The 24,572-nt window shown below is 29.0% G+C and carries 28 protein-coding genes and 1 tRNA gene; 1 reads left to right on the top strand and 28 read right to left on the bottom strand.

The features are described 5' to 3' along the window. Nucleotides 1-196: 196 nt before the first annotated feature. From L21TH_RS03170 to L21TH_RS03120, 12 genes are all read right to left on the bottom strand, one after another. Nucleotides 197-871 carry a TraR/DksA C4-type zinc finger protein gene (locus L21TH_RS03170; protein ID WP_006308887.1) on the bottom strand — a complete coding sequence of 225 codons (675 nt, stop codon included), beginning with the start codon at nucleotides 869-871 and terminating at the stop codon, nucleotides 197-199. A gap of 10 nt (nucleotides 872-881) precedes the next feature. Continuing rightward, nucleotides 882-1,163 carry a DUF5665 domain-containing protein gene (locus L21TH_RS03165; RefSeq protein WP_006308886.1) on the bottom strand — a complete coding sequence of 94 codons (282 nt, stop codon included), beginning with the start codon at nucleotides 1,161-1,163 and terminating at the stop codon, nucleotides 882-884. Between the two features lie 288 nt (nucleotides 1,164-1,451). Then, complete coding sequence (locus L21TH_RS15050; protein ID WP_278244285.1) at nucleotides 1,452-1,586, bottom strand: hypothetical protein; 135 nt, start codon at nucleotides 1,584-1,586, stop codon at nucleotides 1,452-1,454. 83 nt (nucleotides 1,587-1,669) lie between these two features. Next, a complete protein-coding gene (aroF, locus tag L21TH_RS03160) occupies nucleotides 1,670-2,485 on the bottom strand; it encodes a 3-deoxy-7-phosphoheptulonate synthase (protein ID WP_006308885.1) in 816 nt (271 codons plus the stop codon). 15 nt (nucleotides 2,486-2,500) lie between these two features. Then, nucleotides 2,501-3,199: a 5'-methylthioadenosine/adenosylhomocysteine nucleosidase gene (locus L21TH_RS03155; RefSeq protein WP_006308884.1), complete on the bottom strand. Its 699-nt coding sequence runs from the start codon at nucleotides 3,197-3,199 to the stop codon at nucleotides 2,501-2,503. A gap of 228 nt (nucleotides 3,200-3,427) precedes the next feature. Next, nucleotides 3,428-3,880, bottom strand: coding sequence for a DivIVA domain-containing protein (locus L21TH_RS03150; RefSeq protein ID WP_006308883.1), 453 nt, complete (start codon nucleotides 3,878-3,880; stop codon nucleotides 3,428-3,430). A gap of 12 nt (nucleotides 3,881-3,892) precedes the next feature. Then, the gene (locus L21TH_RS03145) at nucleotides 3,893-4,684 is read right to left on the bottom strand and encodes a YlmH family RNA-binding protein (RefSeq protein WP_006308882.1); all 792 of its coding nucleotides are present in this window, start codon (nucleotides 4,682-4,684) and stop codon (nucleotides 3,893-3,895) included. A gap of 21 nt (nucleotides 4,685-4,705) precedes the next feature. After that, nucleotides 4,706-4,966: a YggT family protein gene (locus L21TH_RS03140; RefSeq protein ID WP_006308881.1), complete on the bottom strand. Its 261-nt coding sequence runs from the start codon at nucleotides 4,964-4,966 to the stop codon at nucleotides 4,706-4,708. A 17-nt stretch (nucleotides 4,967-4,983) separates the two neighbouring features. Further along, the gene (locus L21TH_RS03135; protein ID WP_006308880.1) at nucleotides 4,984-5,442 is read right to left on the bottom strand and encodes a cell division protein SepF; all 459 of its coding nucleotides are present in this window, start codon (nucleotides 5,440-5,442) and stop codon (nucleotides 4,984-4,986) included. Between the two features lie 11 nt (nucleotides 5,443-5,453). Continuing rightward, a complete protein-coding gene (locus L21TH_RS03130; RefSeq protein WP_006308879.1) occupies nucleotides 5,454-6,143 on the bottom strand; it encodes a YggS family pyridoxal phosphate-dependent enzyme in 690 nt (229 codons plus the stop codon). A gap of 14 nt (nucleotides 6,144-6,157) precedes the next feature. After that, on the bottom strand, nucleotides 6,158-7,468 hold the full coding sequence (locus L21TH_RS03125; RefSeq protein WP_006308878.1) for a biotin/lipoyl attachment domain-containing protein: 1,311 nt from the start codon (nucleotides 7,466-7,468) through the stop codon (nucleotides 6,158-6,160). Between the two features lie 178 nt (nucleotides 7,469-7,646). Beyond that, the gene (locus tag L21TH_RS03120) at nucleotides 7,647-8,024 is read right to left on the bottom strand and encodes a hypothetical protein (RefSeq protein WP_006308877.1); all 378 of its coding nucleotides are present in this window, start codon (nucleotides 8,022-8,024) and stop codon (nucleotides 7,647-7,649) included. 337 nt (nucleotides 8,025-8,361) lie between these two features. On the opposite strand from L21TH_RS03120, the gene L21TH_RS03115 reads away from it, so the two are divergent. Further along, a tRNA-Pro gene (locus tag L21TH_RS03115) sits at nucleotides 8,362-8,438 on the top strand. 50 nt (nucleotides 8,439-8,488) lie between these two features. Here the strand turns inward: L21TH_RS03115 and spoIVA are convergent. From spoIVA to ftsZ, 16 genes are all read right to left on the bottom strand, one after another. After that, nucleotides 8,489-9,967 (bottom strand): stage IV sporulation protein A, encoded by a 1,479-nt coding sequence (gene spoIVA / locus L21TH_RS03110; RefSeq protein WP_006308876.1) that lies wholly within the window; start codon nucleotides 9,965-9,967, stop codon nucleotides 8,489-8,491. Nucleotides 9,968-10,197: 230 nt separating this feature from the next. Then, entirely contained in the window at nucleotides 10,198-11,226 is a 1,029-nt protein-coding gene (locus L21TH_RS03105) for an NAD(P)H-dependent glycerol-3-phosphate dehydrogenase (RefSeq protein WP_006308875.1), read from the bottom strand. A gap of 17 nt (nucleotides 11,227-11,243) precedes the next feature. Then, nucleotides 11,244-11,843: a glycerol-3-phosphate 1-O-acyltransferase PlsY gene (plsY, locus tag L21TH_RS03100; protein ID WP_006308863.1), complete on the bottom strand. Its 600-nt coding sequence runs from the start codon at nucleotides 11,841-11,843 to the stop codon at nucleotides 11,244-11,246. Further along, nucleotides 11,843-13,159 carry a ribosome biogenesis GTPase Der gene (der, locus tag L21TH_RS03095; protein ID WP_006308861.1) on the bottom strand — a complete coding sequence of 439 codons (1,317 nt, stop codon included), beginning with the start codon at nucleotides 13,157-13,159 and terminating at the stop codon, nucleotides 11,843-11,845. The genes plsY and der overlap by 1 nt, the downstream gene beginning before the upstream one ends. 17 nt (nucleotides 13,160-13,176) lie before the next feature. Then, nucleotides 13,177-14,502, bottom strand: coding sequence for a DUF512 domain-containing protein (locus tag L21TH_RS03090; RefSeq protein WP_006308859.1), 1,326 nt, complete (start codon nucleotides 14,500-14,502; stop codon nucleotides 13,177-13,179). Nucleotides 14,503-14,687: 185 nt separating this feature from the next. Next, on the bottom strand, nucleotides 14,688-14,882 hold the full coding sequence (locus L21TH_RS03085; protein ID WP_006308858.1) for a capping complex subunit for YIEGIA: 195 nt from the start codon (nucleotides 14,880-14,882) through the stop codon (nucleotides 14,688-14,690). A gap of 11 nt (nucleotides 14,883-14,893) precedes the next feature. Continuing rightward, a complete protein-coding gene (locus tag L21TH_RS03080; protein ID WP_006308857.1) occupies nucleotides 14,894-15,811 on the bottom strand; it encodes a YIEGIA family protein in 918 nt (305 codons plus the stop codon). A 504-nt stretch (nucleotides 15,812-16,315) separates the two neighbouring features. Next, nucleotides 16,316-18,091 carry a two-component system histidine kinase PnpS gene (gene pnpS / locus L21TH_RS03075; RefSeq protein ID WP_006308856.1) on the bottom strand — a complete coding sequence of 592 codons (1,776 nt, stop codon included), beginning with the start codon at nucleotides 18,089-18,091 and terminating at the stop codon, nucleotides 16,316-16,318. A gap of 10 nt (nucleotides 18,092-18,101) precedes the next feature. Continuing rightward, a complete protein-coding gene (locus tag L21TH_RS03070; RefSeq protein WP_006308855.1) occupies nucleotides 18,102-18,794 on the bottom strand; it encodes a response regulator in 693 nt (230 codons plus the stop codon). A gap of 18 nt (nucleotides 18,795-18,812) precedes the next feature. After that, entirely contained in the window at nucleotides 18,813-19,640 is an 828-nt protein-coding gene (gene pgeF / locus L21TH_RS03065; protein WP_006308854.1) for a peptidoglycan editing factor PgeF, read from the bottom strand. 152 nt (nucleotides 19,641-19,792) lie between these two features. Further along, nucleotides 19,793-20,248 carry a transcriptional regulator NrdR gene (gene nrdR / locus L21TH_RS03060; protein WP_006308852.1) on the bottom strand — a complete coding sequence of 152 codons (456 nt, stop codon included), beginning with the start codon at nucleotides 20,246-20,248 and terminating at the stop codon, nucleotides 19,793-19,795. An 87-nt stretch (nucleotides 20,249-20,335) separates the two neighbouring features. Beyond that, the gene (locus L21TH_RS03055; RefSeq protein ID WP_006308851.1) at nucleotides 20,336-20,626 is read right to left on the bottom strand and encodes a YlmC/YmxH family sporulation protein; all 291 of its coding nucleotides are present in this window, start codon (nucleotides 20,624-20,626) and stop codon (nucleotides 20,336-20,338) included. 127 nt (nucleotides 20,627-20,753) lie between these two features. Continuing rightward, nucleotides 20,754-21,527: an RNA polymerase sporulation sigma factor SigG gene (gene sigG / locus L21TH_RS03050; RefSeq protein ID WP_006308850.1), complete on the bottom strand. Its 774-nt coding sequence runs from the start codon at nucleotides 21,525-21,527 to the stop codon at nucleotides 20,754-20,756. 147 nt (nucleotides 21,528-21,674) lie between these two features. After that, nucleotides 21,675-22,415, bottom strand: a complete 741-nt coding sequence (sigE, locus tag L21TH_RS03045; RefSeq protein WP_006308849.1) for an RNA polymerase sporulation sigma factor SigE — start codon at nucleotides 22,413-22,415, stop codon at nucleotides 21,675-21,677. Nucleotides 22,416-22,430: 15 nt separating this feature from the next. Continuing rightward, a complete protein-coding gene (gene spoIIGA / locus L21TH_RS03040; RefSeq protein ID WP_081627905.1) occupies nucleotides 22,431-23,348 on the bottom strand; it encodes a sigma-E processing peptidase SpoIIGA in 918 nt (305 codons plus the stop codon). 129 nt (nucleotides 23,349-23,477) lie between these two features. Then, a complete protein-coding gene (gene ftsZ / locus L21TH_RS03035) occupies nucleotides 23,478-24,569 on the bottom strand; it encodes a cell division protein FtsZ (protein WP_006308846.1) in 1,092 nt (363 codons plus the stop codon). Nucleotides 24,570-24,572: the final 3 nt, after the last annotated feature.

The following is a 24,572-nucleotide window of genomic DNA, read 5'->3' as shown; positions in this document are numbered from 1 at the left end:
ATATTACAACATCAATATTATAATTATCAGTTTATAAAAAATTTTTATTCACTATTATATTCTACTATGTATTTACTTGTCGAACTTTAAAAAGTAATTTCAATGTTGTTTATAAACACTCAACATTCTTTCAATATGTAGTAATAACAAATAAGGTCAGGTATAATTAATTACCTAACCTTAACACTCATAAACATTATGACTTTTTCTTCTGTTCATCTGGAATATCATCTCTATTCATTCCTTGCAACTGTCCTTTATAATAATCTTGTGAAATTTCTTCAACATCCTCAACCACACCTGGGTCCTTATCATCAAAAACTCCTTGGTTATCACCCGTTGTAAAAGAAGGGTCTCCTGGCACTTCATTAAATCTAGCAACGGATTGATAGCTGTCTTCTCCATCAAATTCTGTTTCTTCCATAGATAAATCCTTATAAGTTCTTCCAAAGGGGAATTTTAGATTTTCTTCTTCTTTAGGCCTATATCCCATTAAGTCATCTATTGGAATCTTATCATTAGCACATTCCATACAAATCTTTGCCTCTGGTATTATTTCTAATCTTTCTTCTTTTATTTCTTTACCACATATATCACATTTTCCATAGATTCCCTCTTCTATTTTAGATAAAGAATCTTCTATCTCCCTTAATCTTAACTTTTCTACATCTTTAAGATTCATATTTTGCTCCATCATAAATGTTTCTGTACCTAAATCTGCTGGATGATTATCATAAACAGATAATTCATTTGTATATTCTTGTAATGAGTCATTAGGCTCATTTTCATTCATTCTATTTATCGTATTAATAATATTATTCTTTTCATCCAATAACTTCTTTTTAAAATATTGTAGCTTATTTGCATCCATAAATTTCCTCCTATAAATTTTCTTGGACTATTTTTACTATTTCACTTATAAAATCGCCTATTAAAGGTAAATTCCATGCAATAATCCTTTGTAGTATATATATAACAAATGCTCCTAATATTGTAAATCCTATAGCTGTTCCAAACCCTCTAGCCAATCCACCTATAAAGTTTATATATAACAATCTCCATTTATTGTTCATAATATCAACATACTCTGCAATTTTAGCTTTTTCTAGTCCTAAAGCAATATCTTCAATTCTCTTTTCAAGATTTTCTTTATCATTTTTCATAAAATATTCCCCTTTCAATAATTTACCCTTAAATAAAATATTAATACTTAAGTTGATTATGTAATTTTTACTATTTAAAAGCAAGTTCGCCACCTTTTATAAAACTTTAAAAATAAAAAAGTCTTCCATTAAAATGGAAGATTCTCAAGGTTGACTTTTTTGAAACACATAACGGAAATTATATTTTATCCACAAATTTAATTTGATTATAATTTCCTATGTGTTATAAAAAAAACTTTAGCCTAGAATAATATTTTGTCTAGACTAAAGCATTATAATTACTTACCTTTATGTGTAAAAAGCTAAAAATAAATAGAAAAACAATAAACTGTTCTTATTATACTTTCCTCCCCATATTTCTGTTAATAACAAAAAGAAGAACAACAAATAGTCTGTATGATTTCTTGTTTTCACATCTACCATAGTAACCACTCCATTTTTACTATTCCCTCAATATATTATATGTAATTATGTAAATGTGGTTACTTTCATTACGTCTTAGTTTGTCATTCGAATTTATTAATACATGTTTTAATACTGTTAATCTCGTGAATTAATTTTTTTATTTCTACAAAATCTAGAGATTGTTCACCATCAGATAAAGCCTCACTTGGATTTGGATGTACCTCTATTATTAAACCATCAGCGCCTACAGCTACTGCCGCTCTAGACATTGGAATAACCAAATTTCTTCTACCTGTACCATGGCTTGGGTCTACAATAATAGGTAAACAACTTAAATCTTTTATAATAGGTACGGCTGTTAAATCTAAAGTATTACGTGTATAATTTTCGAATGTACGTATACCTCTTTCACATAAGATTATATTTTCGTTACCTTCTAAGGCAATATACTCAGCAGCCATTAACCATTCCTCAACTGTAGCAGCCATTCCTCTTTTAAGTAAAACAGGTTTATCTACTTTCCCTATTTCTTTTAATAAGCTAAAATTTTGCATATTTCTTGAGCCTATTTGAAATATATCTACATATTCATACGCATTTTCTATATCTCTTGGATCCATTATCTCTGAAATTACTTTCATATTATAACTTTTAGCAGCATTTTTTAAAAGCTTAAGACCTTTAAATCCTAACCCTTGAAATGAGTAAGGAGAAGTTCTTGGTTTAAATGCCCCACCTCTTAAAATTTTAACTCCTAATTTATTTAAATATTCAGCAGTCTTATTGACTTGTTCTTCATTTTCTACAGCACAAGGTCCGGCTATAATAACAAAATTATCTCCACCTATCTTTATATTATCTCCTATGTCAATAACTTTTTTGCTATTATTTATTTTTCCTACTTTTTTTATGTCCATATTAATTCCCCCGTACTATATTAACTTCACTATTTCTTGTACAATATTAGCAGAATTTCTTGCGGCTTTGTGTACAAATTCATTGAAATTAACATGTGCAGAACCATCAGCCTTATCCGACATAGCTCTTAAAATTACAAAGGGTATATTATTAAGATAACAAGTATGTCCTATTGCTGCACCTTCCATTTCTGCACAATATCCTTCGAAATTCTTCCATAAACTATCTTTCTTTTCTGCACTCGCTACAAAAACATCACCTGATAATATTCTTCCAACAAACGCTTTATGACCTTTAAGCTGTTCTTTTGTAACTTGCTTTGTTATCTCTATTAGTCTTTCATCTCCCTTAAATATATATTCATCTAATCTAGGTATTTCACCTAACTTATATCCAAAGGCAGTAGCATCAAAATCATGCTGTATAACATCTTTAGAAATAACTATATCTCCTATATTAAGTTCATCATAAATAGCCCCTGCAACACCTGTATTAATTACCATACTAACACTAAATTTAGAAATTAAAATCTGCGTACACACTGCCGCATTTACTTTTCCTATTCCACATCTTACTAGCACAACTTCTCTATCTTCTAATTTACCTAAGTAAAATTCCATTCCAGCTACTTGCTGAATTTTATCAATTGTCATTTTATCTTTTATAATCTCTATTTCCTCATCCATAGCTCCAATAATACCTATTTTATTCATATCTAAACCTCCATCTTTGTAATCTCATATTATTCTCATCATATTTATACTATACATAAATTTTTAATATCAAATCTGCAGTTAATAATTATATATTAAATATCTATATTAGTATTTGATTACCTTTCTATTATATAATTTCTAAAACTACTGTCAAGCTCACATGTTTTTTATTAAAAATAAAACTTCATCCCAAAAGGGACGAAGTATCTTAGATAATCAATATCTTTATTCTTTATTCTTATAATAATTATCCAATGTTTGTAATTGAGATTCTAATAAAGTTTTAAACCTTGTCCTGAAAACTTCCATATCTGCTTTTAGATTCTCATATTTTACTTGGATATTTTCTACTTCTTTATGAGCTTCATTAATTATTTGTCTAGCCTTTTCTTCTGCTTCTTTTATAATCAATTCAGCTTCTTTTCTTGCGTTTGCCTTAACCTCTTCTGCAGTACTTTGAGCAACTACTAAGGTATTTTGCAATGTTTCTTCCATTTTATCATATTGCTCTAATTGCTCATTGAGCATTGTTATTTTATCCTTTAACTCGGAATTTTCCTTATAAAGTTTTTCATAATCTATCATTACTTCATCAAGGAAACTGTCAACCTCTGATTCTTTGTATCCACGAACACCTTTTCTAAACTCTCTATTTTGTATATCTAATGGTGTAATCATAATAACCCTCCATTATATATATTTTCGTATTATTAACTTTAATCTGTCTTTTTTTGAATTACCTAAAATACTTTCTAGTTTATATCTACCATAACCTCTTATTGAAAAAACATCTCCTTCTTTCACTTCATAAGATAATTGTTGTATAGGCTGCCAATTCACTTTTACTTTTCCTAATTTTATGTAATTTTGACTAATCTTTCTCGATACATTAACTGCACTGCTAACCAAACTATCCAACCTAAGAGAAGCAACAGTACTAAATATCTCTTTGTACTCTTCTTTGCCCTTTATTACATCATTAATGCTTATTTCATTAACCCTTACAGGCTCATTTCCTATTTTATTTAGATTTAATATTACATATTCTAAAATGTCTTTATGTAATACCACTTGTGTATAATTATCATGTATAACTATATCACCTATTTTCTCTCGCTTTATACCTAAAGACATAATAGCACCTAAGTAATCCCTATGGTTTATGTTGTTAAATTTTGACTTATTTTCAATTTTAACAGCTGCTAATGGAGCTTCAACAGACATTCTATCTAAATAAAATGGATAAATAATTATAGTTTTTCTTTCAGCACTATTATATCCGCCATCTTCATAGTATTCAATATCGTGAAATCTATTTAAGAAAGATCTAGCCAATCTGCATTGATATGGATTTAAAAAATCTGTGTATTCTATGCTGTGATAACTCATTACTTGTTCCACTTTGTCTAATACTTTTCTCATCTCAAAGATTTGTTCATTATCTTTTATGTGTTCTAAGTACTTTTCTTTATCAAGTAACATAATTAAATCACCAACTAATTATTACAGGTAAAATACTATTCTTCTTACTAGATTAAGTAATAAGAATGCAAATAATGGAGAGAAATCTATCATACCTGTATTTAGACCCGTTTTTCTAATTAACTCTCTTATTGGTTCTAAGATTGGTTCAGTAACTTGATGAAGAAGATTTACTATAGGGTTAGAATAGTCCCTAATGATTAAGTCTGCAAAAATTCTAATGATTATTAATATTTCTATTACATCGATAAATTTATCAAAAGCTATTTTAAATAATGTCATTAAACTCACCTCTTATGTTATTTCTGCCAGGAAAAAAATCCTTTTGTCCTTATTTCTTCCTTTAACTCTCCATCTATATCTATATTACTAGGCGCTAGTATAAAAATATCTCTAGATACTTTTTTCATATTCCCCTCTAAAGTATACACAGCACCACTTAAAAACTCAAAAACTTGTCTTCTTGACTCTCCATTTAAATATTCTAAATTAATAACAACAGGTTTTCTATTTTTTAATTCATCAACTATCCTAGGAGCATCTTCATATCTTCTTGGTTCAAACACCATAAGTTTCATTTGTGAATTTGTATGTATATTAACTATTTTATTTCCTTTATATAATTTCTTAGCAGGTGGTAATTCTAATCTATCATATTCCTCAATATAATTCATTTCATCCATTTCATCAATCGGTTCCTCATCAAATTCATCAAGTCCCATAAAGTTTTTAACTTTATCTATAATTTTATTTGTCATATTATCTCCTCCTAATAAGTTCTTTTACCAAAAATACCAGTACCTATCCTTACCATATTAGAACCTTCTTCTATAGCTACTTCAAAATCATTCGTCATACCCATAGATAGATACTTCATTTCTATTTTAGAATATCCCTTTGCTTCTATGTCTTTTGCCAACCCTTTTAGCTGTCTGAAAACATATCTAACATTTTCAGGATTCTCATCAAATGGTGCTATAGTCATTAAACCTTTTATGTTAATTCTTTCAAATTTTAAAATGTTTTCTATGAAAGGAATTACCTCTTCACCTTTTAAGCCAAATTTACTTTCTTCTTCTGCTATATTTACTTGAATCAAAGAATTAACTGTTATGTTATGCTGCTCAGCCCTTTTTTCTAATTCCTTCGCTAATGACATTCTATCTAGTGAATGAATTAAACTAACTTTATCAATTATATATTTCACCTTATTTGACTGAAGATGACCTATCATATGCCAATTTAAGTTTTCACTAATATCTTCATACTTTTTTTTCATTTCCTGTACTCTATTTTCGCCAATATTATCTATACCAAACTTAATAGCTTCTTTCATTATATCTGTATCAACTGTCTTAGTTACTCCTATCAACACTATATCCTCTTCATTTCTACCTGACCTTTCTGCTGCTTCCTTTATACGTTTTTTTATATTTTCTATATTTTCTTTAATGCTCAAATTTCACCCCTCCCTTAATTAATAATTTGTCCTTCTTTAACACGCGAACCATTTACTATAATTTTATCAAATAAATATATCGTATATTTCTTTTCTTTAACTCCATTAACTTTAATCTCTATTTTTCCTCTTCCACCTAAGTTAATTTTTTCTCCTTCACTAACGATAGCGTATTTATCATCAGTTCCTATTATTTGTATTGGCCTAAATTTTACTATATTACTGATATCCTTAATATAAACTCCTTTAATCCCGTTTTTGTCTACAATTGATGTCTTTGGTATTTTTAGACCCTCATGTTTTGTTTTTATAATTTCAATATCAACATATCTCTTATCAATAAACTTGTAAAAATAATTTTCAAATTTAAATATAATCAAACTTTCTTTATCAACAGTATTAATCTTGTAAACTTTAGCTTCATAAGCTTTTTCTTCATCATCCACCTTTATATATACAGTTTTACCTTCTTCTAAAGAATCTAAACTTTCTTTATTCATTTTTGCAATAATATACCATTTATAGTTGTTCGATATTTTAAATATTGGATGTCCGTGATTAACCTTTTGACCGTTATTCAAATTTATAATCTTTCTTTCTAATATTCTAAAGTCATCTGGGGTTAGTTTAGAAATTTTATTTGATGAATAGATTTCTTCCAATCCATCTATTGATAAACTTAAAACACCTGAAGAGTCAGCATAATAGGTATTTTTTAAATTTTCTAATTCTTTAACAATATTTTTTTTCTTCTTTTTTAATCTTTCTATACTCTCACCAACTACCCCCTTTGGCTCAGTTATACTTTTTTTCATTTCTATTCTGAAATTCAACTTATTTTTTAGTTCTTGAACTCTACTATACTCTCCATTTATTATACACTCACTAATTTCATTTTCTAGTTGTTTAATGTAATAATCAACTTTCCCTATATCATCCTTGAATATTTCTTCTATTTTATTTTCACTTTGATATATTTTTAATCTTTCATCTATGTTTCTTAATTCTTCCTTTAATTCATTATATCTGTTAGTAGTTGATATTTCCGCAATTTTGGTACCTACAGCTACTTTATCACCTGCTTCTTTAAAGTAGTTAACATTACCGTATCCCAATGCTCTGTAGACTTTTTCATCTTTTATAATAATACCTTTAGTTTTTTCAGTTACACTAATTACGCCATTTTCTACTATAACTGTCTCAATGTTAGAGCCAATAATGGAGGTTGTCATTCTTAGAAGAATATACATAACTACAGAAAATACCAATAACAACCTCATTACTCTTTTACGTTTTCTCTTTATTTTTCTCTTTTCAGTCGGCAAGCTATCACCACCAAATAATCATAAGAACTATTATATATTTCTTCAAATCTTTTTAATTTCCTTCATACTTATGCTAATTAGTTCACTTTTCTTATTTTTATTTTATAAATTTTAACGTTAACTGTACAATTTATTCTTAAAATATATGAAACTCCGAATTAAATTCGAAGCTTCTTAATTATTTGAAAAATTTACCGTACTTACTTATTATCTTAAATTTTTTTATTCTACTAACTCTAAATTTTCTAATTTCATCTTTATGGGTAACCATAAGAATTAGGTCATCTTTTTTATTAGCTCCAATAATTATTCCTTCCATACTCTCGTTACTTGATAATATTACTTTAACTTCATCTCCAGCCCTTACATGTATCCCTCCAACAATAAACTCTTTTAAATCTACTTCATCTATATATTCTTTCTTAACTGATTTTTTATCTATTAATATAATATTTCTCTTTAGATATAATTTTTCTTTTAACACTACTAACACATAACCAAAAACACTTACCAAAAACAACATAATTACAAACGCTTGAATATATAATAAAAACATTCTATCACTCTTTCTAATTAAAACTTTAAAACAAGTATAACATAATTATTAATTGTAGAAAATACAAAACAAAATAGAACTATTTGAAATCATATTATAAACATACATAGTAGAAACTGTTTTTAACTTATTTAATATAACATAAGTATGATTTGATGTACAATTTAAATTTGATTTTAATAAGTTTAAATTTTTTGTTTTATAGATAATTTTCTTTCATAACTTTTTTCATAATAAAATATAATAATATAACACTTTTTGTTACATTTACTTTTATTTAGAATAAGTAATAACTTCTTTACATACAGTTGAATTTCTTGTATAATTATAATGCTATCGGGATGTGGCGCAGTTTGGTAGCGCACAAGTCTGGGGGACTTGGTGTCGCTGGTTCAAATCCAGTCATCCCGACCATAATAAAGGCCACCGTTTTTACGGTGGCCTTTATTTATTGAGTTACCTTTCTAAATAATTATACAGATTAACCCCCCACTACCTTCATTAATGATTCTTTCTAATGTTCTTTGTAATTTAGCTCTTGCATCTTCTGGCATCATATTTAGTTTGCTTTGGAATTGTTCTTTTACAAGGTCATGTAATGATTTTCCAAACATATTGGATTCCCATATTTTTGAAGGGTCATTTTCAAATTCATCTAATAAATATTTTACTAATTCTTCACTTTGCTTTTCAGTTCCTATTATTGGAGAAACCTCTGTTGTTAAATTTGCTTTAATTAAGTGTAGTGAAGGGGCATTAGCTTTAAGCTTAACTCCAAATCTATTACCTTGTTTGAATATTTCTGGCTCTAACAATTCTAGTTCTTCTATACTTGGTGCTACTAAACCATATCCTTGTTCTTTAGCTGCTACTAATGCTTTTTCAATCTTATCATATTCCCTTTTTGCATCAGCCAATTTATTTACTAATCCCAATATCTGATGCTCCCCATTTATTTCATATCCTGTAACTTCACTTATTGCTTTATAAAATAAGCTGTAGTCAATATTCATAGAAATATTAGCAACGCCTTCTCCTAATTCTATCTCAGACAGTTCAACATCTTCAACAATATCTAATTCATTAAATCTATTTACATTACTTTTAACTTCACTAAGTCTTTGTAAACTACTAATAATATCTTTAACTGAATTTAGTATGTTCTCTCTTATCCAATGCTTTTTATTTAATCCTTCTACCCAACCTGGAAGGTTTATGTTTATTTCTTTGATTGGGAATTCTAGCAATACTTTTTCCATAACTCTATTAACATCTTCTATAGTCATATTTAAGCAGTCAACTGCTATAACTGGAACGTTGTATTTTTCTTCTAAACTCTCTCTCAGTGCTATAGTACTATCTAAGTTTGGATGTTTAGAATTAAGTAATATTACAAATGGCTTTTCTATTTCTTTTAACTCATTTACTACTCTCTCTTCTGCCTTAATATAGTTTGGTCTGTCAATGTCTGTAATTGAACCATCAGTAGTAATTACAACTCCTATAGTAGAATGCTCTGTTATTACCTTTCTTGTTCCTATTTCTGCTGCTTCTTCAAAAGGTATTTCTTTCTCATACCATGGAGTAGTTACCATTCTTGGCATATTTCCTTCTTCATGTCCTAAAGCACCTTTAACTAAATATCCTACGCAATCTACCATTTTTACTTTAAACTTTATATTTTCATCCAAAGTAAGTTCTACTGCTTCACCCGGTACAAATTTAGGTTCAGTTGTCATTATGGTCTTTCCTGCACCACTTTGTGGTAATTCATCATTAGTTCTTTCTTTTCTAAAAGTATTATCGATATTAGGCAGCACTAGTAATTCCATAAATCTTTTAATAAAAGTTGATTTTCCAGTCCTAACAGGACCTACTACTCCTACGTATATATCGCCATCGGTTCTTTCTGCTATATCTTTATATATATTAAATTTATCCATACATCTATCCTCCTTTATATAATTATGGATAATGTTGCATACATTTTATCAACACATACTCTTAACAGTATATATATATGAGGATTTCTCAATATTATGACATGCAATAAAAAAAAATACAGATTTACTGCATTTTGAGTACAAGGTATTTAAGTAAATTATGAATTATACTTTTTGCCTTAAAAGAAAACTCCAAGCACATTTACTGTGCTCGGAGTTTTATCATCTAACTATTGTATATCATCACCACTATTAATTATATCTTCCATTTCATGTTTCTTATCTCTAAGCATAAGGTTAATAACTGATTTTTTTACATCTTTTCCGTCATATAGTACTCCATATAGCTCTTCTGTAATAGGCATTTTTACATCATATTTTTTAGATAGTTTATAAGCTGCTTCTGTTGTTTTGATACCTTCTACAACCATTCCTACAGAATCAATCGCTTCTTCTACCTTCATACCTTTGCCTATTAAAATCCCTGCTCTTCTATTTCTACTATGTTTACTAGTACAAGTAACTATCAAGTCTCCTATTCCTGACAAACCAGCAAAGGTCATTTTATTAGCCCCCATTTTTTCTCCAAGTCTTGCTATCTCAATAATACCTCTATTCATAAGTGCAGCCTTAGTATTATCTCCATATCCTAAACCATCAGATATACCCGCACCTAAAGCTATTACATTCTTTAAAGAACCACCTAATTCAACACCTATCACATCAGGATTAGTATATACCCTAAACTTAGGAGTCATAAAAATGTCTTGTACATATTTAGCCGTTTCTATATCATTAGAAGCTGCTACTATAGTAGTAGGCATATCCCTCGCAACTTCTTCAGCATGGGATGGGCCAGATAATACTGCGTATTTGCTATTAGGTATTACTTCACTTACAATTTCCGATATTCTATGTAGACTATCTGTTTCAATGCCTTTAGCTACATTTACAATGACTTGTCCTTCATTTACATTGTTTTTTATTAATTCTACAGCAGACCTTACAGCATGAGATGGTATTGCTAGAACAATTATATCGTTTTTATAAATAGCCTTCTCTATATCGTTTACTATATTAACATTGTTTGGAATAACAATCCCTGGTAAATATTTTGTATTTTCCCTAGCAGTATTCATGTGTTCACACTGCTCTTTATCCCTAGTCCATAAATCAATATTATAGCCTTTCTTTCCTAGTAAGATAGCCAATGCTGTTCCCCAGCTTCCACCACCAAGAATACTTATTTTATAACTCATATTACCCTCCTATACTTTTAAGCTTTTTGTCCAATTTTATTTTCTGTACCATTAAGAAGCCTTTTTATGTTAGATTTGTGTCTATATATAGCCATAATAGACAATACTAACGTAAATAAAAACAACTTTAACTCAAAAGGTCTAACAACTAAAACTCCTATAATAGGCAATAGTGCCATAGCTGTTACAGATCCTAAAGAAACATATTTAGTTTTAATTACTATAATAAGTCCTATAAGTATGGTTATTAATGCAACAATATAATTTACTGTTAACATTACTCCAATAGTAGAAGCTATTCCTTTACCACCTTTAAATTTTAGAAATATTGGCCAGTTATGTCCTATGATTACAAATAAGCCTGCTATTAACTCTCCGTTGTCTCCTAGAATCCATCTTCCAATTAATACAGCTAATACCCCTTTTAAAGCATCGCATATAAAAGTAGTAGCAGCAATCTTAACACCGAATACTCTTAAGGCATTAGTAGCTCCAGCATTCCCACTACCATAATTTCTAATATCTTTGTTTTCAAATATTTTTCCTAAAAAATATGATGTAGCTATATTTCCCAGTAAATAGCCTATAACAACTACTAAAACAACATCTAACACCATTAGTCCCCCTTTTGCCTAAATTCAAACTGTATTGGCGTACCCTTAAACTCAAAAGTATTTCTAATTTGGTTCTCTAGATATCTCGCATACGAAAAATGCATTAATTCTTCATCATTTACAAAGATTACAAACTTCGGTGGCTTTACGCCTACTTGAGTTGCATAATAGATTTTTAATCTTCTTCCCTTATCTGAAGGTGGCTGATTCATTAGTACTGCTTCTCCTATTATATCATTTAATGTGCCAGTTCTTATTCTCATACTATGGTTCATTGACGCTTGCTTAATTAAATCTAGTGCTCTATTAACTCTTTGACCTGTTAATGCTGAAATGTATAATATCGGTGCATAGTCCATAAATGCTAACTTAGTTTTTACTTCATTTTTAAATTTTAAATATGTTCTATCATCTTTATCTATTAAATCCCATTTATTTATTATAATTATAGAAGCTTTTCCATTATTATGTGCAAATCCAGCTATCTTTTTATCCTGTTCTGTTACCCCTTCTGTAGCATCAATCATAATTAAACACACATCTGCTCTTTCTATTGCGGTTAATGTCCTGATTGCACTATATCTTTCTACATTTTCATATATTTTCTTTTTCTTTCTTAAACCTGCTGTGTCTATAAAAACAAATTTATCTCCATTCACCTCAAATCTAGTATCTATAGCATCTCTAGTAGTTCCTGGTATATCACTTACTATAACCCTATCTTCGCCTAAAATCCTATTTACAAGAGATGACTTTCCTGCATTTGGTTTTCCTATTACTGCGACCTTAATTACATCATCATCGTATTCTGTATCTTTTTCACTTGGAAACTTCTCAACAACCACATCTAACAAATCCCCTATACCTAATCCTTGAGATGCTGATATAGGTATAGGTTCTCCTAGCCCTAGCTCATAAAATTCATATATAGACTCATTTAATGCATTATAATCTATTTTGTTGCATACTAAAACAACTTCATTTTTAGATTTTCTCAGCATTTCCGCTACTTCTCTATCTGTAGGAGTTAATCCTTGAATACCATCAACCAAAAATAGTATCACGTCAGCTGTTTCTATGGCTATTTCAGCCTGTCTTCTCATTTGTGATAGTATTATATCTTTACTTTCCGGTTCTATACCACCTGTATCTATAAGTGTAAAATATTTATTTAGCCATTCACCTTCAGCATAAATTCTATCCCTTGTCACTCCTGGTTTATCTTCTACAATAGCTATCCTTTTTCCTGCTATTCTATTAAATAATGTGGATTTACCAACATTCGGTCTTCCAACTATTGCTACTACAGGTCTTCCCATATGATTCACCTCACCCTTTACTTGAAAATATCAACAAACGACTTTCCATCAACTTCAGATATTATTATTTTTGTATTTAATTTCTTTTCTAATTCCTTTACAGTTACATCATCCAAGAAGATATCCTCATCACTTTTTAACATACATTTAGGTATTATGACCCCGTCTTTAATTTCTATTCCTTTTAACTGATTTAACAAATCTCTACCAGTAACAAGCCCTGATACAGTAATTTTTTCACCAAAAAATTTATTCTTAATAGGCACCACTTTTAACTTTAGTCCTTCAAATTTACTAATTAAAGCCTGAGAAACACTTACCATAAAATCATAAGCTAAAGTCCCAGTTGCTATTACATATTCTTTATTAACACTTATTTTATCGTCAATAGAATCAATTGCTTGTTCTATTTGATTCCAAAATAATCTCATAAGTCCAACTCCATTTTCCAATTGTGGAAAACCTTCATAATTTTCATAAGCCGGTATATCTTCATCAGCCAATACATAGAACTCATCTGCTGCATATACAAATCTTGATCCAAATTTCTTAATATAATATTGCTGATAATCTTTGATTTTTTCTAATAATAATTTGGATGATTGTTTATTATAAGTATCTAATTCAAATAACCCATCTCTATATTGTGTAACACCAACAGGGACTACCGCAACACTTGCAACATTTGGATATAACTTAGATAAATCTTTAAGAGTTCTATCTAAATTTTCACCATCATTAATTCCAGGGACTAATACAATCTGACAATTCATTTCAATAGATGCATCATTAAATCTTTGTAAAATATCAAATATTTTACCTGCATTTTTATTGTTAAGCATTTTTATTCTTAGTTCAGGGTCTGTAGTATGAACAGATATGTTTATAGGACTTAATCTATACTTTATTATTCTATCAATTTCATCATCACTCATATTAGTAAGAGTAATAAAATTACCTTGTAAAAAAGATAATCTTGAATCATCATCTTTAAAATATAATGTTTTTCTCATCCCTTCAGGTAGTTGGTCAATAAAGCAAAATATGCATTTATTTCTACAACTTTTTGCTTTATCTATTAATGGATTAGTAAAAACTATACCTAGTTCTTCATCAAACCCTTTCTCAATCTCTAAATCCCATACTTCACCATTTTGCTTTTCAATAGTGACCTCTACATATTCATCAGATATTAAGAATTTATAATCAATTATATCCTTTATTTCTTGACCATTGATTGCTAATAATATATCCCCTTTTTCTATTCCTAACTCTTCTGCAATACTATTTTGTAATACTTCTTTAATAATATTATTTCCTTGGTTTATATTTCTAAGTTCCATATTACCGCCCTTTACTATAATGTGATGTTAGTATCTGGTTATAATATTATATCATAATAAATCATATTTTACATCATACTTTAGTAATACTACCATTTACATATAAATAAATCAAGACTTAATTATCTGTTAACTGTTAAATGAAAAAAAGCAGCCTAGCTGCTTTTAGAAAAAGTTTTAACTTATTAGTGTCTTATAATAACATAGCACCCGTTCTCTAGATCATGTATCATGCCAAGTGTTATTTTTGAAAGCAATAAGGCTATTCGTTCTTGCTCTTCCACATCTTTAGCATAAAAAACAGGTGCTCCATCTGAAGAAACTACATTTCTATCAATAGTAACTATTGCTATAATGGATTCCTTTATTCCTATATCCACAGTATCACTCCTTAATCAGCAGCTTTTTCTCCAGCTTGAGATTCTAAAGGCTTTCTTTTTGCACTTTCTAAAACTATAGTTCTTTTAACAGCATCTACTAAACATTCTACGTCGGGTTCCATGGTTACTATAGCCATTACAATATTTCCTGTATGTGGGTCTCTACGTGCTAATGGTGTAAAATCAGGTTCATCTATATCTTTTCTAATTCCTAATAAAACAGCAGCATTATGCTGTATAGCTTGCCTTTGCCCTAAATTAGAAAGAGTGGCTATTGCATTTTCATCTTTAGGGATTATTTCTACTGCAATGCCATTTTTTAAATATATTTCTCTAGAAGCTTTAAGTCCCACATTCATTATAATAACGTCATTTACTGTTAATAAAGGCCCCTGAAAACTAATTTTAGCTGGTTTAACATCTGCTATGTTTCCAACCTTTTGTCTTGATATCTGTTTATTTAAATATACGATTGAAGTCAAACCTGCAATTATACCTGTTGAAACTGAATATGTAGTAGGTATTCCAAATTTGTCTAATCCAAAAATCACTAAGCTAACGACTAAAGAAGTTAACATTGTTACATAATTCCTTGCTTCAAAAGCTTTAGCTATATCTTCAATATAAGCTGTACCTCTAGAAACAAGTTCCGTAGGTTCTATATTATCTAAACTTTGTCTTTCTAAATTTCTAACCTCTCTGAATTGTTGAGCAGCTAAAGATAAAAAAGTTACTGCTGCAAATTCTTTTTCTGCTAAAGCTGGAATAGCTACTGACCCTAAACTTGCTGCTATAATACCTAATGTAATATGTGAAAAAACTCCTTGAGGATAACTTGGATATTGTTTATAGTCAACCCTCAACATCGAAAGTCTTGATAACACCCCAAGAGCTATAGATGGAATAATTATATACCCATAATCAAACACAGTTGTCACCTACCTTATCTCTGCTAGTATAAGCAAGCTAATATCATGAATTCATTTTTTCTTTTCAATGAAACATATTTAATAAAACTCTATTATTGTACAATAATTATAATGCCCTTATTGTAGAAACTTATTCGTATATTAAAATGCCACTAAAAAGCTGGCTATTGGTATTAGATGTTTGCTACTGTTTTAAAAATTGGAAATATAAAATTAAACGACTATAAATGATATAAACAATGAAATGAAAAATTTGAAGCTAAATGACATAAAACGCTAATATTTTACTTGATTATACAATCTATAGTTGAATAGTTGAAATGAAGTAGATGCACAAAAAACAAACAAAAAAGGAACCTGTTTGTACCAGATTCCTAATAATAAGAAATGGGAAGATTTATTAATTTGTGTAGGAACTCAGCTTCTATTCAAGTATATTGTAACTAATACCTGTTAATAAATGATTAAAATAAAGTTAAAGAATAGTAAATATTTTTTAACATTTTATCCTTCATGCTCTATATCTTCTATTGGGATTTTAATTATAAATTCTGTACCTTTATTTATTTCACTCTTTACTTCTATAGTCCCATTAAAAGATAATACTATATGTTTTACTATTGCTAGTCCCAGACCAGTTCCACCTACCTGCCTAGACCTTGCTTTATCTACTCTATAAAATCTTTCAAATAGCCTGTCCAAATGTTTTTCTTCAATACCTATGCCTGTATCTTTAATCTTCACTACTAAATTTTGTATATTATTATATACTTCAACAATAACTTTACCTTGTTTTGGTGTATACTTAATTCCATTATCTATTAGATTTATCAGCATCTGCTTAAACCAACCATTATTACCATATATATGTGGTAATTTATTCTCTACTTTGTTTATAATTTCTATATCTTTTTTCTTAGCTATTTCATTCATCACTTGAATTACTTCATCTATAGATTTATTTACATTAATTAACTCTTTAACTTGTATATTTTTCTTATTTTCTATTTCTGATAATAATAATATATCTTGAATAAGTGAACTCAATCTTCCTACCTCTATCTCGATTATATCTAAAAATTTCTCTCTTATCTCTCTATCTTCTCCAGCACCGTCTTTTAATGTTTCAACAAATCCTTTAATAGACGTTAATGGAGTCTTTAATTCATGGGAAACATTCGCCACAAAATCTTTCCTCATTCTTTCTAATTTTCTCATCTCAGTTATATCCTGAATTATTATAACAACCCCTATTACTCTAGTTGGGTCATTTTCTAATGTAATAGGATTTGAATAAATATTTAATATCCTATGCTTTGGTTCAAATATTTCTATCTCACTTTTAGATACTATATTCTCTTTTAGTAAGTTATGAATTAAATTATCTAGCTCATTAATCCTTACAACCTCTAAAATATGTTTACCTTTAACATCCTCTTCTTTGACACCAAATAATTTCTCTGCGCGTGGATTAATAAACATAATGTTTTTACTGTTATCTAATGCAATTACTCCATTTACCATACTTGTTAAGATTGATTCCATCTTTGTATTATTATCTTGTAGCTCGTTTATAGTTTCCTCTAGCTTTTGACTCATTATGTTAAAATTATTATATAATATTCCAATCTCATCATCATTGGTGAAGTATACCTTTTTTCCATATTCGCCTTGTGAAATCTTTTTTGTAGCTTCAGTAAGCTCAATTATTGGGTCTGTTATACTCTTCATATATTTAATTCCTAAAAAGAAAGCAACCAAAATTCCAAGTATAGCAGATATTGAAAAATATTTTACCAATGAACTATTAAAGTCATTGATATCTTTTAGCTCCACTGATAAACGTATAACCTTTATTTTATTTTCAGATTTACTGAATGGAAGCGCTACATATAGCATATCATGCCCAAGAGTTTTACTATATCTTTTACTAGTACCAATATATCCTTTAAACGCTTCCTTTATCTCAGGTCTATTTCCATGGTTATCTAATGTTTCTTCATCAGCATCAGAATCAAAAATCACATTTCCATCTTTATCTATTAGTGTAATCCTCGTGTTAATCTCATTAGAAAACTCATTTACTATACTACTCAACTGTGCATTGTTAATATTATGCTGTTGTTCCAGAAAATTGGTTATAAGTTTAGCATTTGTAATTAACTTATCCTCTACATTATGCAGATAATTAGATTTTAGTAAACTTAGTGTTAATATACCTGTTGTAAAGATTGCTATTAATATTAATATTACAAAACTTATCAAAATTTTCTTTCTCATATATACCCCTCTACCTCATTTTATATCCTACACCTCTTATAGTTTCTATATATTTTGGATCTTTGTCATTGTCTTCAATTTTTCTTCTTAAATGTCGTATATGAACATCAACTGTTCTAGTTTCTCCATAATAATCATATCCCCAAACCTCATCAAGTAAAAAGTCTCTTGATAAAACTTTTCCTCTATTACTAGCTAATAACTTTAATACTTCAAACTCCTTAAGAGTTAATTCTAACACTTGGTCTTTTTTAGTTACCTCATGCTTTTCTGTATCGATAACTATATCACCAATTTTTATAACTGGTTGTTCTTTTTTATTTGCATCGCTACTTCTTCTTAATACAGCTTTTATTCTAGCAATTAGCTCCTTAACGCTAAACGGTTTTGTAACATAATCATCTGCCCCAAGCTCAAGTCCTAATACTTTATCAGTTTCTTCGCTTCTCGCTGTCAGCATAATTATTGGTATTTTTTCTGTATCGGAATCTTTCTTAAGCATTTTACATACATCTATACCATCTATCTCTGGTAACATTAAATCTAAAACAATCAAATCAGGACTTTCTTCTTTTACTTTTTTAAATGCATCTTTACCATTAAAAGCAGTTACTACTTTATAACCATGCTTCTCTAGATTAAAATTAATAAGCTCAACAATATGCTCTTCGTCGTCTACAACAAGTATTTTTGCGTATTTCATTTAAAGAACCTCCTTATTTTAGTTAAGCTTTATTATTGCAGCCATCCTTCCCGTCTCTCCTAATTCTTTTCTAAAGGAAAACAGTAATTCTGTATGGCAGCTAGTGCATATTTCACTTACAATTATATTTCTATCTAAAATACCTATCTCCTGCAAAGCTTGTTTATTTGCTTCCCATAGATTAAGATACCATTTACCTTCACCGCTTGGTTTCATCAAATTATTAAGGTTTGTAAAGTTTTTGTTAAATTTTTTATACACATCGTCTCCTACTACATAACAGCAAGGGCCTATTGAAGGTCCAATCCCCACAAGTATATCTTTAGGAGCACAATTATATTTCTTGGTCATTAAATCAACCATCTTACTAGCAATCTTATTTACAGTCCCTCTCCATCCAGCATGAGCTAATCCTATAACTTTTTTCTTAATATCTAGATAGAATAATGGTACGCAGTCAGCATAAAAAGTAAAAAGTGTGATATCTCTTTTATTTGTTATTAATCCATCAATACCTTGTTTCATTAATTTTCTATTATCTATTCCATTATATTCTTCATTACCTTCAATAATTTCTATATTAGTAGTGTGTAGCTGATTAGATACTACTATATCATCTATAGTACTATCCATTAATTTTATAATCCTATTAAAATTCTCTGTTATATTTTCATTATCATCTCCTGTATTTATACCTAAATTTAAACTTTCGTATGGACCTGGACTAACTCCCCCAAATCGAGTTGTAAACATATGTTTAACTAGACCTGTTTTTTCAAACCTTGGTATTGAGTAATATTTGATTCCATTTACTTCTTTTAATACGAATCCTTTATCGGTATTCATAAAATCTCATTCCTTCCTATACAATAAAAAAGGACTCAACCAAATCCTCTATCAATAAATTAATACTAATTCAAATAATAAAAATTATAATACCTTGTTTATATTGAGGATTTATAGTGAGTCTTACTGTTTAATGTAAGAACATTATATATTTACTTTTCATCCAGTAATTTCTTTAATTCGTCCATAAAAGTGTTTATATCCTTAAACTGTCTATAAACTGACGCAAATCTAACATAAGCTACTTCATCAATATTCTTAAGCTTATTCATAACCATTTCTCCAATGTCTTTTGTTGTCACTTCTTTTTCCATTAAATTGTACAATACTTTTTCTATATCATTAACTACTTTTTCCATTGTATTAATAGACACTGGTCTCTTTTCACAAGCTCTTATAATCCCATTTAATAATTTGCTTCTATTATAAGGCTGTCTTGTGCCATCTTTTTTAACAACAACAAGTGGGATTTCTTCAATTTTCTCATAAGTTGTAAAACGCTTCTTACAGCTTATACATTCCCTTCTCCTTCTAATAGCCTGTCCTTCATCTGTAGGTCTCGAATCAACAACTTTTGTTTCATAATAGTCACAAAAAGGACATTTCATCTACTATCACCTTCATTACTAAATTTATAAGTTCAGGTTCATTATATTATATTTTTTTAACGTTGTCCAATAAAAAAATTTTACTAATTAATCGTCTTCTGTTTTATTAGGTGGATTATAACCTTGTAAATTCAAATCTACCAATATTACATCTGAACCAATTTTAATTATATTATCCCATTTTATTACTATATCATCATTTTTATTAAATATTCTAAATCCTTTCTCAAGACTAGGTAAAATTATTGCATTTATTTTTCCTTCATTAAGATCCACATCTATATCCACTATCATACCTAATCTAGTACCATCCTTAATATTTATAACCTCTTTTTCTTTTAAGTCCGATGTTTTTACTAAATCAGATGTACTAACCATTATCTCACCTTCTTATAATAATTTTATCTATTATAATTGTATATGCACTTGTCTTATTTTATTACTACTAATTCATTTTATTTACCTTTTAGTGAGCATAATGGAAATGTCCCCCTTTAATTTTATTTTAAATAAGTTTTTTCATATGCCTTAAAGCTGCTTTCTCTAGTCTTGATACCTGAGCCTGTGAAATTCCTATTTCATCAGCTACTTCCATTTGTGTCTTTCCTTCATAGAATCTTAGATTTAAAATGAGTTTTTCTCTACTACTTAATTTTCTTAACCCTTCTCTTAATGCTATTCCTTCAAGCCAAGTTTCATCTTCGCTTTTCTCATCACTTACTTGGTCCATTACATATATAGCATCACCACTATCATGATAAATAGGCTCAAATAAAGATATTGGGTCCTGTATAGCATCCAGTGCAAAAACTACTTCTTCTTTAGGTAAATTTAACTCTTTTGCAATTTCTGATATTGTTGGTTCTTTTGAATTTTTATTAATTAATTGGTCCCTTACTTGTAATGCTTTATATGCAATATCTCTTAGAGATCTACTTACCCTTATAGAATTGTTATCTCGTAAATATCTTCTTATTTCACCTATAATCATAGGTACAGCATAAGTAGAAAACTTTACATTCTGAGATAAATCAAAATTATCAATAGCTTTAATTAAACCAATACATCCAACTTGGAACAAATCATCAACAGGTTCTCCTCTTTTGTTAAACCTTTGAATAACACTAAGAACTAATCTTAAGTTGCCTCTTATAAACTCTTCTCTAGCTGATAAATCACCTGCATGTATACGTTTGAATAGCTTTTTCATTTCTTTATTTGTCAATACAGGTAATTCAGATGTATTTACTCCACAAATTTCAACTTTGTTTATATGCATTTATTATCTTCATTCCTTTCTTGATGTTTTGCCCCTTTTCAACTAAAATTATTGCCTTTTTATACATTTTTATTCACAACTTAAAGTAATTCTTTAAGTTTTCATTTGGTAATTTATTACATAAAAAAGGACACACAAAGGTGCCCTTTAAATCATTCTACTTATATCTTTTTTTAATCGTTTTATAATCCTTTTTTCCAGTCTTGATATATAAGACTGTGATATTCCTAATAAGTCCGCAACTTCTTTTTGAGTTTTTCCTTCTTCTCCCTGCCTTAGACCAAACCTTAGTTCCATTATCTTTTTCTCTCTATTTGAAAGCTTCTGAATTGATTGGTTTAACAATTCTCTATCTACCTCTTCTTCTAAGTATTTAAATATAATGTCTCCTTCAGTTCCTAATATGTCGGATAATAATAATTCATTACCATCCCAGTCAATATTTAAAGGCTCATCAAAGGAAATCTCAGATTTAGTTTTACTATTACGCCTTAAATACATCAAAATTTCGTTTTCTATACATTTAGACGCATATGTTGCTAACTTTATTTTTTTATCCGGTTTAAAAGTATTCACAGCTTTTATTAGCCCTATAGTACCAATAGAAATTAAATCTTCAACCCCTACACCTGTATTTTCAAATTTTCTAGCTATATATACTACTAGTCTTAAATTTCTTTCAATAAGTTTTGATTTAACATGTTCATTATCTTCTTCTTTTAACTTTGAAACTAAATAAGCTTCTTCCTCAGGAGTTAAGGGAGGGGGTAATATTTCACTTCCACCGATATAATAAATGTCCTTATCTTCTAATATATTAAATTTACTGAATATTTTAATAAGCCATAGTCTAAATTTAAATTTTAGTTTAGTATATATATATCCCAAATTACCACCTCCTAATTAATTCAGAATTTCTGGATGTAAAAGTGCCATATATTTTTCATCAGTAGATAGTTTATTGTTATATATTCCAACTATTATATCTGAGATTACTTTTTGCTCATTTTCATCATCTATTACAACATTATCTGGCTTAAATCCTACTAACATCCCATTATCCTTTCCTATTGACTTAAATGGTATAAGTCTGAAGTTTACTTCTGCCTTTGTCTGTAACATAACTGCTGAAATTGTTTCTAAACTATTTTCCTTATATGTTGTAAAAACATTCTGTATCTCTTTAGGTAATAAACTCTTTATAGCTGAAAACTGTACTATAATAACTGGAACTTCAGTAATTGGGTCTTTTAATGAATTACCTGTATCAATTAAAGCAGTTAATGCTACTTTTTTATCGTTTAACTTTATTGTTATAGGAACAAATACTTTATCTTTACTAAATGTACCTTGTATATACCCCCATGTTGTTTTAAATAATATCCATGACATAACAATAGCTATAGTCAATAGCCTAATAGGAAATTCTTTAATATAGAATATCCCTCTCCCTGTTACTACATCTCCTTTAGTTAAATAAAATAATGCCAATGCGGCACCAGCAAATACAAAAGAAACAACATAAAAAGTTGCAATTAGTTTAATAAATTTTCTCAGCTTATAAGGTGTAAAGGCAATTATAATTATCAATACTGAAACAGAAGCTTTAATTGTAAATCTAGTCATAAACATTAACGAAGGATAAAAAACTACCAGTGTATATAATGCACCTATCAATGAAGCAATAAAAAGTTTTAACTTGCTGGTCTCTGTTTTAGTAAAGTACTTCGTTAAATATAGTATTATATAATTTATGACTAAGTTCTCTAATATGAGATATTCAGCATAGACATACACTTCGTAACTCTCCTTATTATACATTTCCCCCTACTTAACTCATATTCAGTTGTCCTTATTTTTATGTCTATTATATAATAAGTTGTATTAAAAAAATGTCATAAGCTGAAGTCGAAAAAAATCCCTTTTCCTCAAAAGAGGAAAAAGGGATTTTTATCTGTTTCTTTGTCTTAAAAATGTTGGTATATCTAAATCGTCATCAATCTCAAATTCATCATTATCCTTTTTATCTGTATTTAGATTTTGCTTTCTATTCTCTTTGCCATCTACTTTCTTTTCTTCCTTAACATTATTTTCACTAAATCCTGTAGCAATTACGGTAATTTTTATATCATCTTTAAGATTTTCATCAATTCCAGCTCCAAAAATTATATTTGCATCTGGGTCAACTGATTCTCTAATAAGGTCAGCTGCCTCATTAACTTCAAATAATCCTAAGTTTGGACCTCCTGTAATATTTAATAATACTCCTTTAGCACCTTCTATAGATGTTTCTAATAAAGGACTTTGTATAGCTTGTTTAGCTGCTTCAGTAGCTCTACTTTCTCCACTTGCTCTACCTATTCCCATGTGAGCGAGTCCTTTTTCTGTCATTATAGTTTTTACATCGGCAAAGTCTAGATTTATTAAAGCTGGTACAGCTATAAGATCAGATATACCTTGTATACCTTGTCTTAAAACATCGTCAGCAACTTTAAATGCATCCATGATTGAAGTTTTCTTTTCAACCACCTGTAATAATCTATCATTAGGTATTGTAACTAGAGTATCAACTCTACTTTTTAAATCTTGTACTCCTTTTTCAGCATGAATCATCCTTCTTCTTCCTTCAAACATAAATGGTTTAGTTACAACACCTACAGTTAATATTCCCATCTCTTTAGCTATTTCAGCCACAACTGGAGCTGCACCTGTACCTGTGCCTCCACCCATACCAGCTGTTATGAATACCATATCAGCACCTTTTAAAATTTCAAGAATATCATTTCTACTTTCTTCTGCAGCTTTTTTTCCTATTTCAGGATTAGCTCCCGCACCTAATCCTTTTGTCAATTTTTCTCCTATTTGTATCTTATATTCTGCTTTTGAATATGCTAAAGCCTGTTTATCAGTATTAATAGCAATATATTCAATTCCTTTAACATCAGCTTCTATCATTCTATTAACAGCGTTATTTCCGCCGCCACCAACACCTATAACTTTTATTCTTGCAAATTGTTCTACATCTACATCAAATTCAAACACGTT

This window comes from Caldisalinibacter kiritimatiensis, assembly GCF_000387765.1.
Lineage (GTDB): Bacteria > Bacillota > Clostridia > Tissierellales > Caldisalinibacteraceae > Caldisalinibacter > Caldisalinibacter kiritimatiensis.
Note: the sequence above shows the minus strand (reverse complement) of the source record. Positions and strands in the feature narration are given on the sequence as shown.